Below are 15,600 nucleotides of genomic sequence, written 5' to 3'. Positions count from 1 at the left end.
GGGCACAAGGTGCCGGTGGGCAGACGCGGCCCGGTCGCTTCCGTGCGGGATCGCAGGGGTTACCATGCCCGTTCCAGCGTCCTGTCCGGTCACCATGGCATCGCATCCCACGCGGCTGTACCACAATCCCCGTTGCTCCAAGTCCCGCGGGGCCCTTGAGCTGCTGCAACAGCGCGGGATCGAACCTCGGATCGTGGCGTACCTCGAGACTCCGCCCAGCGCCGATGAACTGCGCGCCCTGTTGCGCATGCTGGGCATGCCAGCACGCGCGCTGCTGCGCACCGGTGAGGACGCCTACGTCGAACTGGGCCTGGCCAACCCCGACCTGGGCGAGGACGACCTGGTCAACGCCATGGTGGCCCATCCGCGCCTGATAGAGCGTCCGATATTCGTGCACGGCGGCAAGGCCGTGGTGGGGCGACCGCCCGAGAAGGTGCTTGAGCTGCTGTAGCGCAGCGCCCGCACGGGCACGTGACGCCACCAGCCCTGGTGCGTCACAACACCCGCGGCAGTCTCACATCTCGACCACCACCCGCCCAGCAGCGTCCTCCACGATCGCGTGCGGCACAAACCGCGCACTGTCGTGCGTGATCGGGCTGTCGTCCTCACGAATGCCGATCCCGCACGCGTGGTCGCCCACCACCCAACTGCCCACCATCGGGTAGCGGCCGTCAAACGCGGGCAGCGGATGCAATGCCTGGCGGATCGCCGGGCCGACATACGGCCCCGCCTCGCTCAGCAACCGCCCATCCGGATAGCGCATGGCCACGTTGGCCCCTTCGCGCGAGAACAGCGGCTTGCGCACCCAGCCCGGCTGCAATTCATCACCCTCGTCGAAGTGCGCCTCCAGCAGGTTGGGATGGCCGCGATGGCGCTCCCACAACAGCGGCAGCACGCCCTTGTTGCTCAGCACCAGCTTCCACGCCGGCTCCAGCAATTGCAGGTCCGAGCGCAGCAGCTCCATGCCGAACGGATCGGCAAACAGGTCTTCCAGCGGATACAGCTTGAACAGGCTGCCGATGGCCACGTCGTCCAGGTCGGTAAAGCGTCCGTCCTCCGACACGCCAATGTCCTCCAGCGCGATCTGGCCCGCGGGCAGGCCACCCTGGGCCGCGCAGTCGCGCAGGTAGGCCACCGTGCCCTGGTCCTCCACACTGCTGCCCACCGCCGCGAAGTACATCGGCGGCTTCAGTCGCGCAGCCAGCTCGCCAAAGCGCTCCACCAGGGCTTCGTGGATGGCGTTGTACTGGTCCGCCTGCACGGGCAGGGCTCCCCGCTCGCGCTGGTTCTCCAGCCACTCCCACTGGAAGAACGCCGCCTCGTACAGCGACGTGGGCGTGTCGTAATTGAACTCGTACAGCTTGGCGGGGCCGCGGCCGTCATACGCCAGGTCCATGCGCCCGTACAGGTGCGGGTCGCGCCGACGCCAGCTTCGCGCCACGTAATCGCGGAATGCCTCCGGAATGGCCAGCCGCTGCATCAGCGCATCGCTGCCCACCACCTCGTCCACCAGTGCCATCGCCATCTGGTGCAGTTCGGCGGTGGGATCCTCCAGGTCATGCTCGATCTGTGCCAGCGTGAACGCGTAGTACGCGCTCTCGTCCCAATAGGGCGCCCCGTCGATCGTGTGGAACTGGAAGCCGCAGGCCTCCGCGCGCCGGCGCCAGTCCGGTCGCGGGGCAATGGCAACCCGGCGCATCAGCCGCCGTAACTGCCGGAGCGTCGGGCCGACGTGGCCCCAAACCCGCCACGGCGCACGGTCATGGCGCGGTCAGGCTGGGCGTCCACCCGGGTCAGCGCGGTGGCGCCACCGGTCGAGGAGGGGGCCGGCTTCAGCCAGTCGTTGCTGGCGGAGCGGAACGCCGGCTCACCCTTGGTGGTGCCTACCGGCGGTGGGCCACCGGCAGGCGCCGCGCCGCCGCGGCCGCTCATCAGCTGCGACAGGAAGAAGCCCGTCATCAGCGGCCCGATGAACGAGTGCCCGCCGGTGGTCTGCTGCGTGCCGCACTGCCCCTGGCCAAACTGCGACTCGCACTCCTGCACCGAGGCGAACTTCGGTGCGGCTTCCGCCGCCTGCCCTTGGGCCTGGTCGAAGGCCTGCTTGCACATGTATGGGTTCTGGGTCTTGTCCACGCACGCTTCCACCGAAGTGAACAGGCCTTCGGCGGTCTGGACTTCGGGCTGTTGCGCACAGGCCAGCAGCAGCATCGGGGCGGCGCCCATCAGCACGAGAGCGGTGCGTCGGGAGCGTTTCAGTGGGGTGTTCATGGGGATCATGGGGCTAGGATAAGCCCTTCGGCTCCAGTACGTCCTGCCTGCGCCGCGGTTCACGTTGGCGTGGACGCTGGCCTGTTCAGTTGTACGCGAGGATCGCCTGCGCCTCGCCTTCGCGCGCTTGGTGGCCGCCCGGCATTCCATCGTGCGGGACCATGGCGGCGCTTGTGGATCGTGGGCGGTGCCATGGCGGGGGGCGAAATGGTGCGTCACACAAGACGGGGTCGCTCAGTGCCAGCAAGAACCGCGTAACGGAGCCGCCGTGCATGCGGAGGACTTGGCATAATCGGCCGGTACCGAGTTGCCCGCGGCAACTCCATGAGGACGACAGAAGGGGACGTCATGCCGTTTGCCGGTACGCTTGAGGACGCACGCATTGCCATCGTGGGATTGGGCTACGTCGGGTTGCCGCTGGCCGTGGAGTTCGGCAAGAGATACGAGACCCTGGGTTACGACACCAGCCAGTCTCGTGTGTCGGAGCTGCGCCAGGGGCGCGACAGCACGCTGGAGGTCGGGCCGGATCTGCTTGCACAGGCCGGCCGGCTCCGTTTCAGTACCACGCTGGACGATCTGCGCGGGTGCAACACGTTTGTCGTGACAGTGCCCACGCCAATCGATGAAGCCAAACGCCCGGACTTGACCCCGCTTGTTCATGCCAGCGAAGCGTTGGGGCGTGTGTTGAAGCGGGGCGACGTGGTGGTATACGAGAGTACCGTGTACCCCGGGTGCACGGAGGAGGTGTGCGTTCCAATCCTGGAGCGTGTATCCGGCCTGGAGTTCAATTCGGACTTTTTCTGCGGTTACAGCCCCGAACGAATCAATCCGGGCGACAGACTGCATCGCGTCACCACCATCAGGAAGGTCACCTCAGGCTCCACGCCAGAGGCAGCGGACTACGTGGATGCGCTGTACGGCAGCATCATCACCGCCGGCACGCACAAGGCAAGCAGCCTGAAGGTTGCCGAAGCCGCCAAGGTGATCGAGAACACGCAGCGCGATCTCAACATTGCATTGGTCAACGATCTGGCGATGCTCTTCAACAAGTTGGGCATCGACACCCTGGAAGTGCTGGAGGCTGCAGGCACCAAGTGGAACTTCCTGCCATTTCGCCCTGGCCTGGTGGGTGGCCATTGCATCAGCGTGGACCCGTACTACCTGACCCATAAGGCCCAGCAGGTCGGACACCATCCGGACGTGATCCTTGCAGGTCGTCGCACGAACGATGGCATGGGCCAGTACGTGGCGGAGCAGGTGATCAAGCTCATGGTGCGCAAAGGGATCAACCCGGTTGGCGCGCGCATCCTCGTGCTGGGGCTGGCATTCAAGGAGAACTGCCCGGACCTGCGGAACACCCGCGTGGTGGACATTATCGGCGCGCTAAAGGATTACAGCGCCCAGGTGGACGTGCATGACCCTTGGGTCGACGCCGATGAAGCGGAGCACGAATATGGCCTGGTGACGATTTCGCAACCGCAATCCGCAACGTATGACGCGATCGTGTTGGCCGTGGGGCATGATGAGTTCAGGGCGCTGGGAGGGCAGGGTGTGCGGGCGTACGGAAAGCCCGATAATTCGGTGGTGTATGATGTCAAATATGTGCTGCCGCGCCAGCTCGTGGATGGACGGCTATAACCAATGAAAATTCTCGTGACCGGCACTGCCGGATTCATTGGCTCGCACGTGGCGCACGCATTGCTCGCGCGTGGCGATGAAGTCATCGGCTTCGATAGCCTCAATGATTACTACGACGTAACCCTCAAGAAGGCCCGCCTGGCGCGACTGCTGGGCCACGCCGGATACACGCATATCACGGCGGACCTGGCCGACCGTGCAGCAGTGGAGGCCGCGTTCGCCGCTCATAAGCCGCAGCGGGTCATCAACCTGGCTGCGCAAGCGGGCGTGCGTTACGCTGCCCAGAACCCGCACATATACGTGTCGAGCAACGTCACCGGCTTCCTGCATATCCTGGAAGGCTGTCGCCATCATGGCGTGGAGCACCTGGTCTATGCCTCCACCAGTTCCGTGTATGGCGCCAACACCAACATGCCGTTCTCGGAACATGATTCGGCTGAGCACCCCCTGACGTTGTATGCGGCCACCAAGAAGGCCAATGAGCAGATGGCCCACAGCTACAGCCATCTTTATGGCATTCCCAGCACTGGCTTGCGTTTCTTTACCGTGTATGGCCCTTGGGGCCGTCCGGACATGGCACTTTTCCTCTTCACCAAAGCGATACTCGAGGATCAGCCTATTCGCGTGTTCAATCACGGCCGCCACAAGCGCAGCTTCACTTACGTGAGTGACATCGTCGAGGGCGTGGTGCGCTCACTGGATGTCGTGCCTGGCAAGGACGTGGAATGGCGAGGGGATGCCCCCGACCCGGCCACCAGTGGCGTGGCCCCGTATCGCTTGTACAACATCGGCAACGAGCGGCCGGTCGAATTGCTGCGCTACATCGAGGTGCTTGAGCAATGCCTGGGCCGCAAGGCGCAGATGGAAATGCTGCCTCTTCAGGCGGGCGACGTACCCGACACAGAGGCGGACGTCTCCGATCTGATCGCCAACGTCGGCTATCGGCCGGTCGTGCCCGTGGAGCAGGGCGTGGCCGATTTCGTGGCATGGTACCGCGGCTACTATAAGGTTTGATTTTCCTGGCCGTGGCTAACCGGACCGCCCTGCTTGAGGTTGGACCGTCGTTTTCGCGCTTATGGCGCGCGCGTCGGGCGATGGCTGGTCCATGCGTTGCCGATTCTGGAGAGATTTCCATCCCATGATCCCCGTTATCCTGTCCGGCGGTTCGGGTACGCGGCTGTGGCCGCTGTCACGCGAGGCCTTCCCCAAGCAGTTCCTGAGCCTGGTGGGCGACGACTCCATGTTGCAGGCCACGTGGCGCAGGGTGGCGCCAATGGCGTCCGCGGCGCCCATCGTGGTGGCCAACGAGGGCCACCGATTCATGGTGGCCGAGCAGTTGCGCGAGTCCGGCTGCGGCGGCGCGACCATCCTGCTGGAACCGGTGGCGCGCAACACTGCGCCGGCGATTGCGGTGGCCGCGCTGGAAGCCATGCGCGGTGGCGATGATCCCATCCTGCTGGTGTTGCCTTCCGACCACGTGATCATCAACGCCGAGGCGTTCCGCCAGGCGGTGCAGGCGGCGGCGGGCGCGGCGGAAGATGGCGCGTTGATCACCTTCGGCATCGTGCCCACGGGACCGGAAACCGGCTACGGCTACATCCTGGCGGAGTTGGGCGACGGCGTACGCCGTGTCATCGAATTTGTCGAAAAGCCCGATGCCGAGACCGCCAAGACCTATGTGGCCAGTGGCGACTACTTCTGGAACAGCGGCATGTTCATGTTCCGTGCCTCGGCGTTCCTGGGTGAGTTGGCGGCGCACCAGCCGGCGATGCTGTCGGCCTGCCGCGAGGCGCTGGCCAGGGCCCGCCGCGACGAGGATTTCGTCCGCCTGGACAAGGACGCGTTTGCGGCGTCGCCGTCGGACTCGATCGACTACGCGGTGATGGAGCAAACCCAGGCCGCGGCCATCCTGCCCATCGACGTGGGCTGGAACGACGTGGGCAGCTGGTCGGCGCTGTGGGAAGTGGCCGAGCAGGATGGCGACGGCAACGCGCACCACGGTGACGTGCTGGCGCAGGACTGCCGCAACACGCTGGCATGGGGCGACGGCCGGCTGCTGGCGCTGCTGGGGCTGCAGGACGTGGTGGTGGTGGACACCGCCGATGCAGTGCTGGTGGCGCACAAGGACCACGTGCAGGAGGTCAAGGGCATTGTGTCCGCGCTGAAGCAGAAGGGCCGCAGCGAGCCGACCTGGCACCGCAAGGTGTACCGCCCGTGGGGCAGCTACGATTCCATCGACATGGGCGAGCGCTTCCAGGTCAAGCGCATCACGGTCAAGCCGGGTGCTGCGCTGAGCCTGCAGATGCACCACCACCGCGCCGAGCACTGGATCGTGGTCAGTGGCACCGGCCGCATCACCCGTGGCGAGGAGGTGATCCTGCTGGCGGAGAACCAGAGCACCTACATCCCGCTGGGGGTGAAGCACCGCCTGGAGAACCCGGGCGTGGTGCCGCTGGAGCTGATCGAGGTGCAGTCGGGCAGCTACCTGGGCGAGGACGACATCGTGCGCTTCGAGGATGTGTATGGGCGCGGGTGACGTGTTGTGTGATGGTGGCTTTGGAAGCCATCGGTGATTGAACGGATTGAAGGAGTACAGATGGCAGCTCGCATTCGCAAGGCCGTGTTTCCCGTGGCGGGGTTGGGTACCCGCTTCCTGCCGGCCACCAAGACCGTGCCCAAGGAAATGATGCCGATCGTCGACAAGCCGCTGATCCAGTACGCGGTGGACGAGGCGATCGAGGCCGGCTGCGACACGCTGGTGTTCGTGACCAACCGCTACAAGCACGCGGTGGCCGACTACTTCGACAAGGCCTACGAGCTGGAGCAGAAGCTGGAAAAGGCGGGCAAGCAGGAGCAACTGGACCTGATCCGCAACATCCTGCCTCCGCACGTGCGCGCGGTGTTCGTGACGCAGGCAGAGGCATTGGGCCTGGGCCATGCGGTGCTGTGCGCCAAGCCGGTGGTGGGCAACGAGCCGTTTGCGGTGTTGTTGCCCGATGACCTGATCTGGAACCGCCAGGGCGATGGCGCGCTGAAGCAGATGGCCGACCTGGCCGAGCGCGAGGGCGGTAGCGTGGTGGCGGTGGAGGACGTGCCGCGCGAGAAGACGGCCAGCTACGGCATCGTGGACGCGCCCGCGTTCGACGGGCGCTCGGGCCTGGTCAAATCGATGGTGGAGAAGCCGGCTCCGGCGGACGCGCCCAGCACCCTGGCGGTGGTGGGGCGTTACGTGCTGGACGGCCGCATCTTCGACCTGCTGGAGCAGACGCCGCCGGGCAAGGGTGGCGAGATCCAGCTGACCGATGCCATCCAGCAGTTGCTGGGCGAGCAGCCGGTGCATGCATACCGCTTCCAGGGTACGCGTTTTGACTGCGGCAGCCACTTGGGCTTGATCGAGGCGACGATCCGCTTCGCGCTGGACAACGAGAAGCTCCATGCCGCGACGGTAAAAGTCATGCGCAAGGCGCTCGACGAGTTGGGGGTGGCGGAGCGCTGACCGCGCGGCTGTCACGCCATGAAACGGATGATTGCGTCACAATCCACGCTTCATTTCATCGGACCCTGACCCAATGGCCGGCGCCAGCCTGTTCACCCTGCTCGACGACATCGCCAGCGTGCTGGATGACGTGTCCATCCTCACCCAGCTGGCCGCCAAGAAAACGGCCGGGGTCCTGGGCGACGACCTGGCGCTGAACGCGCAACAGGTGGCGGGGGTGAAGGCCAACCGGGAGCTGCCGGTGGTCTGGAGCGTGGCCAAGGGGTCGGCGGTCAACAAGGCCATCCTGGTGCCGGCGGCGCTGGCCATCAGTGCCTGGCTGCCGTGGGCGGTGACCCCGCTGATGATGATCGGCGGCGCGTTCCTGTGCTTCGAGGGCGTGGAGAAGCTGGCGCACAAGTTCCTGCATTCGGAGGAGGAGGACGCGCAGCACCACGCCGAGCACCTGGAGCACCTGGCCGACCCCAACCTGGACGTGGAGGCGCTGGAGCGTGACAAGATCAAGGGCGCGATCCGCACCGACTTCATCCTGTCGGCGGAGATCATCGTGCTGTCACTGGGCGTGGTGGCGGGCCAGCCGTTCCTGCAGCAGGTGATGGTGCTGGTGGCGATTGCCGCCGCGATGACCGCGGGTGTGTACGGATTGGTGGCCGGCATCGTCAAGCTGGACGACCTGGGGTTGTGGCTCACGCAGAAGGGGCGGATGCTCGCTGCGGTCGGCCGCGGCATCCTTTACGCGGCACCGTGGCTGATGAAGGCGTTGTCGGTGGCTGGCACCGCGGCGATGTTCCTGGTGGGCGGTGGCATCCTGGTGCACTCCATTCCGGTGCTGCACCACGCGGTGGAGGGCATGGCGCCGGAAGGCTGGGTGGGGTCGATCGTGACCGCACTGGCCAATGCGGGGGTCGGCGTGATTGCAGGCGCCATCGTGCTGGGGGCCGTGACCATGTTCAACAAGCTGCGAGGGAAGCCGACCGCGGCGCACTGAGCCGCGCGGCTTCCGGCCGGCACACCGCACCGCAGGCTTGCGGACGCGCGTTACGCCCGCGCCTTGATGAAGGCCGTCACCGCCTCGCGGATGGCGGCATCGTTGTCCAGTCCGCCATGCGTGGTGGCGCGTGCAGCCGGGGTGTTGGGCGCCCATGCGCCGCCCGGCGTTGGCAGCTGCCGCACCAGGCTGCCCCAGGCGTGGGTGGGCAGCGCGGGCACCAGGTGCTTCTCCATGCCCAGCAATGCCGTCTCCTCATGGTCCTCGAAGGACCGGGCGACGAGGTACAGCAACGACTTGCCGTAGGGCTTGCAGGTGGGGTCGGCACGTTCGGCGGCGTCGGTGAGGTTGGACACCAGTACCGGGATGCGTCGCTGCGCGACATGGCCGCCCAGTTGCTGGTCGAACAGGTCCAGCCGGACCGCCGGGGCCAGCAGGCTGATGGAGCCCACGTCCAATCCGCGTCGCAGGGCGCGGCCGCCCAGCCAGGTGTGCACGATGGTGCCGGCGGAATGGCCGATCAGGTGCAGGCGGATGCGCGGCAACCGGGCCTGCAGGTCTTTGCGCTTGAACAGCTCGAACAGCTGCACGATGCCGGCGTTCTTCGCACCGGACAGCGCATCGGCGTTCTGCTTCATCTGGCCCCATAGCTTGCCGCCGGGCAGCCGCGCCAGTCCCTCCAGGCGTTCGTCGCGCCATTCCTCGAAGCGCCGGCGGAAGCGGTTCCAGCGCTCACCGCCGGTCTTCTCCGCTTCGCCCTTCACCGCATCCTCGAAAATGTTGGACAAGGTGCTGAACGCGTCGGTCTCCCACATCAGGAAGATGGGGAAGACGTGCTCGGTGTACAGGTGCGGGATCCAGCTGCGCGCCGTGGCGGCAGCCGCCTCTTCGCCGGTCAGGCCGCCATGGGCATACAGCGCGATATCCACCGTATCGGTCGTTTCCAGGCCCCACGCGCGGCAGGCTTCTGGCAGGTGGTGCTCCAGCAGCAGGCGCAGGTCCTCGGGGCCGGTGCGGAAGCGGCCGCGGTGGCTGAGTTGGCCTTCGTTCTCCATGTTGATGATGAAAGGCGCGATCTCGTGGTCGGCCAGCGTGGTATTGCGCGAGATGATGGCCGCGCCGGTGCGCGCGTCCAGCCGCATCGTGGTGGCACCCGCCACGGCTTCGTGCTCGACGGTGACCACGCCCAGTTGGACCACCCAGCAGTCCATGGCGTTCTCGGTCCAGTCCTCGTAGGTGAGCACGGCGAAGCCGCCGCGGCCCCATTCGGCCCCCCAGGAGTTCTGGATGATGAAGCCCGCGCGGGTGTAGCCGACGATGGCGAAGGCGTGGCCCTGTTCCTGCGAGCCGCTGTGGTGCTTGATCGCGGGGATCTCGTCCAGCTGCGTGGGAGCGGGCAGCGTCATCTGCTGCAACTGCGCGTCCCAGCCTTTGTGGGTGAAGGCGCTGGCATACACGGCACCGGCTTCGCGCAGTGCGATGTGGATGTCGCGGATGTTGTCGGGGTCGATGCGGTAGTACGCGCCCAGGGGGCGCTTGACCGCATCGAGCCACCAGTCGTCCTGCGAGCCCGGTCTGGGGCGGGGCATGGGCTGGCGTGGCCACAGGCGCTCGCAGCTGGCGCCGTGCCGTGACCAGCCCTTCAGCGCGCCACGCAGGGAGGAGCCGCTGTCGTCCTCCTCATCTTCCTCGGCCCATTCGTCGTAGCGGCGGGCCATGTTGTAGAGCATGTGCCCCGACATGGCCTCGACGGGGCGCTGGCCGCGGTCGAGCAGGTATTCGATGACCGTGGCCAGCGCGAACCCGGTGCAGGCGTTGGTGTCGCCCTGCTGCTTGGTGGGGTTGGGGTCCAGTGGCAGCATCGCGTCGGGCGGGGCGATGGCGATGCTGGGGCGGTACTCCCAGTCGCGCAGGTCGACGGGGTCGGGGCGCACGTTGCGGCGCTTGGGCAGACGCCGCCGGACCGAGCCCAATGGCGCGAACTGGCTGCGGCCCGGCGGTACGGCGCGCAGGCTGGGCAGGGACGGCACTGCGGCGGTGGCGGGTGAGGACGCATTGGCTGATGCACGTCCGGACTGCCTGCGTCCATGGCCGGTACCGGTCCTGGCAGTGGCATCGGCCGCTTCCGCGACCAGTTGTGCGTACGCAGCCGCCAGGCGCTCCTCGTAACGATGCACGGCATGGCCCGGCCCGTTGTACGCGGCGGCGAACGTGGCCCAGTCACGCGTGCGCAGCGCCTGCAGGAAGGGCGGGCGAAGCACCAGCCGGGCGAAGGCCGACACGTGCGCGTCGGCGTCGGTGTGCTGCGCCGCGACAAACGCCTCGACGGTGTCGTGCCCGCAATACGGGTAGTTGAAGCCCATCACCTGGAACAGGCCCCAGCTGGCCGACTGAAGCGCGGCGGGGCGATCGAGCTGGCAGGCTTCGTCCAGGCGCTGCCATTCGCCGGCCTGGTCACGCGCGTACTTGCGCGGGTCCCAGGCGGCATGGCTCAGGTGGGGGTGGCTGGCGTCGAACTGGCCACCGGTCAGGCGGTGGAAGGCGTGGCCTTCGAACAGGATCTTGGGTCTGCCGCTGCGCCCCGTGACGAATCCGTGCCCTGCCGTTTCCACGCGGGCGATCGCCTTCAGGCAGGTTTCCTCGACTTCCAGCGCCTTGGCCAGGTCGGTCCAGGCGAGATCGGTGACGTCCTTGTTCATGGCAACACTCCATGGTTGGCCCTGCGGGGGCGGCGCTACCTCCGTGTCCCGCACTCCGTGGATACGCCGAAGGCGGGGCGCGCAGGCCACCGATGTTGGACCACGGGACCGCATGCGGGCAACTCACCCGGCATTGTGTTACGTGGAGCAATCCTGTTGTGAGAGGTCCCGCAACGTTGTGGCATCATCCAACGCAACGGGGTGCGCCCCCTGGGTGCATGCGATACAGCGATGGCAGACCGGCGGCAGTGACGGCATCGGAAACTCTTCACATCCTGGCGGCGTGGCCCTGGGGCGGACTGGTGACCACGGGGCTCGTGACGCTGCTGGCGGGCGTGCTTGTGGGTTCGCTGTTGCGCCGCCACCGGGTGCAGGTGGCCCAACTGGACGCAGCGCACCGGGCCCTGCTCGATGCCGACCGCGTCGCCGGCATCAGCCAGGGTGAGCTGAACCAGGCGCGTGAGCGCCTCAGGCGCATGGAAGGGCAGCAGCGGGCAATCTTTGGCGATAGCCCCGTGCCCATGTGGATCCATTGCCCCACCAAGGGCTGCGTGATGGCCGCCAACGCTGCGGCGAGCAGCAGCCTTGGGCTGGTCGAGGGCGCGGCCCCGGCCGAGGGTTCCCCCGCACACTCACTGGGCTGGACGTTGGATACGCTGGCAACGCGTCGTGCGGAGGAGCGTGCCGCAGGCGAGTTCTGGTCCTTCCCGTTGCCGGATGGGCGGCGGCTCGCGGCGCATCTGCAGGTCCGTGACCTGGAGTTCGCCGGCATGCCCTGCCTGCTGGTCACGGCGCTGGTCCAGCCGCACACCCCCGCACCGAATTCGGCACCGTTGCAAAGTGATATGGCCACCGATGCGGCCCCCAACTGGGACGACGAAAAACGCCGCTTCGCCACCGACCTGCGACTGCTGCGCCGCGCGGTGGAAACCACCGACAGCGGCATCGTGATCACCGATGCCACGTTGACCGACCACCCCATCATCTATGTCAATCCGGCGTTCGAGCGCATCACCGGCTGCACGAGTGAGCAGCTGGTGGGCCGCAACTGCCGGTTCCTGCAGGGCAGCGACCGCGAACAGGCGGCGGTGGATGCAATCCGCTCCGCACTTCAGGGGGGCCGTGACGTGCGCGTGACCTTGCGCAACTACCGGCACGACGGCAGCCTGTTCTGGAACGACCTGCACCTGACACCGCTTCGCGCGCCCGATGGCGAGGTCACGCACCACGTGGCCATCGTCAACGACGTGACCGAGCAGCGGCACTACGAGGAGCAGCTGGCTTTCCGCGCCACGCACGATGACCTGACCGGGCTGCCCAACCGCCAGCTGCTGGTGGACCGGTTGGAGCAGGCGATCCGCGTCGCCGACCGGAGCAATTCGAAGGTCGCGGTGATGTTCATCGACCTGGATGACTTCAAGCTGATCAACGACACGCTGGGACACGCCGCTGGCGACAAGGTACTGCGCGCGGTCGCTTCGCGGCTGTCAGGGCTGGTGCGCGATACCGATACCGTTGCGCGTTTCGGCGGGGACGAGTTCGTGGTGCTGTTGACCGAGCAGGGCGATCCCACCTCGAGCAACGCGGTGATCGGGCGGGTGACGCAGGCTATTTCGCAGCCGATCATCATCGACGGCACGTCGCACGCCATCACCCCGAGCATTGGGCACGCCATCTATCCGGATTCAGGTACGACCGCCGACACGCTGCTGATGCGCTCGGACATGGCCATGTACCAGGCCAAGCGACTGGGTCGTAACCGCGCGGTGGGCTACGACGCAAGCTTCGACGCCAACACGTCCGAGCGTCTGCAACTGGTGAAGGAGTTGCGCGAGGCATTCGAGAACAACGAATTCGTGCTGGCGTTCCAACCGGTGTTCCACCGCGACGGGCGTCCGGTGGCGATGGAGGCGCTGGTGCGATGGAACCACCCGGAGCAGGGCGAGATCCCGCCCGGGCGCTTCATCACGGTGTGCGAGGAAAGCGGCATGATCGGTGAGCTGGGCCGCCGCGTGCTGACGATGGCCGCGAAGCACCACAAGCGCCTGTCGGCCCTGGGCCTGGGGCAGTTCCGCATCGCGGTGAACGTGTCGGCGGCGCAGTTCGCCGAATCGCTGTACGAGGATGTGCAACAGGCGATGGTCGACCACGGGCTGCGCCCGGGCGCGCTGGAGCTGGAACTCACCGAGTCGATGATCATGGACAACCCGGAGCGCGCCATCGCGACCATGGAGGCGTTGACGCACCTGGGCGTGAGCATCGCGGTGGATGACTTCGGCACGGGTTATTCGAGCCTGTCCTACCTCAAGCGCCTGCCGATCCGGCGCCTGAAGATCGACCGCTCGTTCGTGCGCGACCTGGCCGACAACGACAGCGACCGCTCGATCTGCCAGTCGGTGATCGCCCTGGCCAAGGCGCTGGAGCTGGAAACCGTGGCCGAGGGCGTGGAAACCCCGGCGCAGCGCGACTGGCTGGCCGAGCACGGCGTGGACGAGTTGCAGGGCTACTTCCTGGGCAAGCCGACGCGCTTCGAGGGTGCGGTGGCGCTGATGGTGAAGGCGCTGCCCGCGGACCACCCTGTGGTGGCCGCGCTGTCCAGGCCGATGGAAGCCGGTACTGCCTGAGGCTGCGCCTCAGCGCACCACCGTCACCGGCACCGGGCTTTCGGCGATCACCTTGGTGGCCACCGAGCCGAGGAACACGCTGGCCAGGGCGGTGTGGCCGCGCGAGCCCATCACGATCAGGTCGGCCTTGAGGTCCTTGGCGGCCTTGACGATGGTCTGTGCCGGCGGGCCCACGCGCATGTCTTCCTTGAAGGCGATCTTGGCGCGGTTGAGCGCGGTGCGCGCGCTGCGCGTGGCGTAGGCGGCGTTGTCGGCGTGGTACTTGTCCACGCCCTGCACGCCCAGCGAGACGGCCACGCTGCGCAGCAGCGGCTCGTCGGCGAACATCAGCGTCACCTTGGGCGGCTTGGCCATGCTGGCGGCGAGCTTGGCGACGTGCTTGACGGCGCGGGTGGCGACGGGGCTGCCGTCAACGGCGAGGAGGATGTGCATCGTAAGGCTCCTGGATTGTGCGGGACGGGTGAAAGGTGGTGGGCGTCGCCCGGGCGCACGGCAGGGGCGATGCAGGCAACCACCATGGCCATATGATGCAGGCTAGTCGTCGCGGGTGCGACGCGCTTGACTGGCATCAAACCGGCGGTGCTCGTACGGGCCGGGGCGCGGGGCCTATTCCAGCTGTTCGCGGGCGAAGGCGGCGTCCAGTGCGTCCATGGCGTCGAGGGGCTTGAGTGCCCCCGCCACTTCGTACGCACGTGCGGCCTCGGCCTCCCGCTTGTCACCGTGCAGAAGCAGCAGCAGGTTGCCATGCTCGATGTTGGCGATGGGCGCCTGGGGCGTGAGCCGCAGCGCGGTGCTCATGTGCGTGGTGGCTTCACTGGCCTTGGCGCCATACGTGACGCCGCCGATCATGCTGCCCACCTTGCCGATGATCTCGCCGTGGTAGAGCGCCATGGCGGTGTGGGCCTCGGCGTGGTTGGGTGCCAGTTCCAGCGCGGTCTCAAGCGAGGCCCGCACCTTGCCGGCAATACCGGCCTTGAGCGCTTTCACGATGCTGATGCACTGGCTGTAGCGGCCCAGTGCGAATGCATGGCGGAAGTGGCTGTTGGCCTCGCCGGGCAGCGCCTTGACGGCGGCTTCGGCCAGCTTGGCCGCCTGCTCGAAGCGCTTGAGCTTCTCCGCGTCGTCATCGACCAGGTGGGTGGCGTGGATGCCGATGGCCTTGACCGCCACCGAGGCCCCCACCGGGCCCAGCGCCACGCCGGCATCGTAGGCGGTCTTGAAATCGCCTTCGTGGAAGGCGCGCCACGCGTCCTGCAGGGCGGTGGCCAGCGCTTCGGCATCCAGGCCCTTGGGTGCGTGCTTGCCGGCCGCTTCGATCAATGCCGCGGCGCGCTTCTTGTCGGGGTAGGGCTCCTGGTCGCCCGCATGCAGCTTGGGCCACGCCTTCTTCAGGGCGTCACCGGGGAATGCGTGACCCTGGAGGTCCTTGGGGAGTGCCGCCCATGTCGACTTGCCTGCCATGACCACCTCCGTTGTCGTGCTGGCAGCATCGCCAAATTCCCCGGCGCAGGCAATCGGCTGGCTTTGCTGGCATGATCACAACAGGTAATGCAGAGGGGGCGACATGGGCCTGATCGACACAACCGGCGTCATCGTGGTGTTTGCCGGCTTGCTGGCCCTGATCATGGGCTACACGTTCCGGCAGCGTCGCGTGGGACCGGTACTGATCGCCGCGGGGGTGGCGACGATGATCTCGGTGGTGGTGATTTACGTGTTGCGCACCTTGTCCTGAGGGTGCTGTTGATGGATGCCCGGCCGCGCAAGGATTCCCATTCCAGGCAGACCACGGCCCGCCACCTCTGGCTGGCCAGCCTGGGGCTGGCGCGCGTGGTGCAGCGCAAGATTGCGGCGCTGGGCGGGCACCTGTTTGAGGCTGCCGCGGACCGG

Annotated in this window: 13 protein-coding genes; 8 read left to right on the top strand and 5 right to left on the bottom strand. The window is 67.0% G+C overall.

Going from position 1 to position 15,600, the window contains the following annotated elements:
- The first annotated feature begins 94 nt into the window (after positions 1-94).
- Positions 95-451: an arsenate reductase (glutaredoxin) gene (gene arsC, locus IP93_RS07780; protein WP_144814118.1), complete on the top strand. Its 357-nt coding sequence runs from the start codon at positions 95-97 to the stop codon at positions 449-451.
- Positions 452-514: 63 nt separating this feature from the next.
- Here the strand turns inward: arsC and IP93_RS07775 are convergent, their stop codons facing one another.
- Together IP93_RS07775 and IP93_RS07770 are read right to left on the bottom strand one after the other, a co-directional pair.
- Positions 515-1,699, bottom strand: coding sequence for a glutathionylspermidine synthase family protein (locus tag IP93_RS07775; RefSeq protein WP_144814115.1), 1,185 nt, complete (start codon positions 1,697-1,699; stop codon positions 515-517).
- On the bottom strand, positions 1,699-2,268 hold the full coding sequence (locus IP93_RS07770) for a DUF1190 domain-containing protein (protein WP_425480039.1): 570 nt from the start codon (positions 2,266-2,268) through the stop codon (positions 1,699-1,701). The genes IP93_RS07775 and IP93_RS07770 overlap by 1 nt, the downstream gene beginning before the upstream one ends.
- A 348-nt stretch (positions 2,269-2,616) precedes the next feature.
- On the opposite strand from IP93_RS07770, the gene tviB reads away from it, so the two are divergent.
- From tviB to IP93_RS07745, 5 genes are all read left to right on the top strand, one after another.
- Entirely contained in the window at positions 2,617-3,906 is a 1,290-nt protein-coding gene (gene tviB / locus IP93_RS07765; protein ID WP_144814112.1) for a Vi polysaccharide biosynthesis UDP-N-acetylglucosamine C-6 dehydrogenase TviB, read from the top strand.
- 3 nt (positions 3,907-3,909) lie between these two features.
- The gene (locus tag IP93_RS07760; protein ID WP_144814110.1) at positions 3,910-4,920 is read left to right on the top strand and encodes an NAD-dependent epimerase; all 1,011 of its coding nucleotides are present in this window, start codon (positions 3,910-3,912) and stop codon (positions 4,918-4,920) included.
- Positions 4,921-5,044: 124 nt separating this feature from the next.
- A complete protein-coding gene (locus tag IP93_RS07755; RefSeq protein WP_144814108.1) occupies positions 5,045-6,442 on the top strand; it encodes a mannose-1-phosphate guanylyltransferase/mannose-6-phosphate isomerase in 1,398 nt (465 codons plus the stop codon).
- Between the two features lie 60 nt (positions 6,443-6,502).
- Entirely contained in the window at positions 6,503-7,402 is a 900-nt protein-coding gene (gene galU, locus IP93_RS07750; RefSeq protein WP_144814105.1) for a UTP--glucose-1-phosphate uridylyltransferase GalU, read from the top strand.
- Positions 7,403-7,475: 73 nt separating this feature from the next.
- Complete coding sequence (locus tag IP93_RS07745) at positions 7,476-8,390, top strand: DUF808 domain-containing protein (RefSeq protein WP_144814104.1); 915 nt, start codon at positions 7,476-7,478, stop codon at positions 8,388-8,390.
- A 50-nt stretch (positions 8,391-8,440) separates the two neighbouring features.
- Here IP93_RS07745 and IP93_RS07740 read toward each other — a convergent pair whose 3' ends face one another.
- Entirely contained in the window at positions 8,441-11,089 is a 2,649-nt protein-coding gene (locus IP93_RS07740; RefSeq protein ID WP_158636302.1) for an N-acetylmuramidase domain-containing protein, read from the bottom strand.
- Between the two features lie 302 nt (positions 11,090-11,391).
- Here IP93_RS07740 and IP93_RS07735 point away from each other — a divergent pair, with 302 nt between their 5' ends.
- Positions 11,392-13,713: a putative bifunctional diguanylate cyclase/phosphodiesterase gene (locus tag IP93_RS07735; protein WP_144814098.1), complete on the top strand. Its 2,322-nt coding sequence runs from the start codon at positions 11,392-11,394 to the stop codon at positions 13,711-13,713.
- A 9-nt stretch (positions 13,714-13,722) separates the two neighbouring features.
- On the opposite strand, the gene IP93_RS07730 is transcribed toward IP93_RS07735, so the two are convergent.
- Positions 13,723-14,145 (bottom strand): universal stress protein, encoded by a 423-nt coding sequence (locus IP93_RS07730; protein WP_144814095.1) that lies wholly within the window; start codon positions 14,143-14,145, stop codon positions 13,723-13,725.
- A 174-nt stretch (positions 14,146-14,319) separates the two neighbouring features.
- A complete protein-coding gene (locus tag IP93_RS07725) occupies positions 14,320-15,174 on the bottom strand; it encodes a tetratricopeptide repeat protein (protein WP_144814092.1) in 855 nt (284 codons plus the stop codon).
- A gap of 103 nt (positions 15,175-15,277) precedes the next feature.
- On the opposite strand from IP93_RS07725, the gene IP93_RS15620 reads away from it, so the two are divergent.
- A complete protein-coding gene (locus IP93_RS15620) occupies positions 15,278-15,445 on the top strand; it encodes a hypothetical protein (protein WP_158636301.1) in 168 nt (55 codons plus the stop codon).
- The last annotated feature ends 155 nt before the right edge of the window (positions 15,446-15,600 follow it).

Origin of the sequence: Aerolutibacter ruishenii (genome assembly GCF_007830115.1) — a bacterium.
Lineage (GTDB): Bacteria > Pseudomonadota > Gammaproteobacteria > Xanthomonadales > Xanthomonadaceae > Aerolutibacter > Aerolutibacter ruishenii.
Note: the sequence above shows the minus strand (reverse complement) of the source record. Positions and strands in the feature narration are given on the sequence as shown.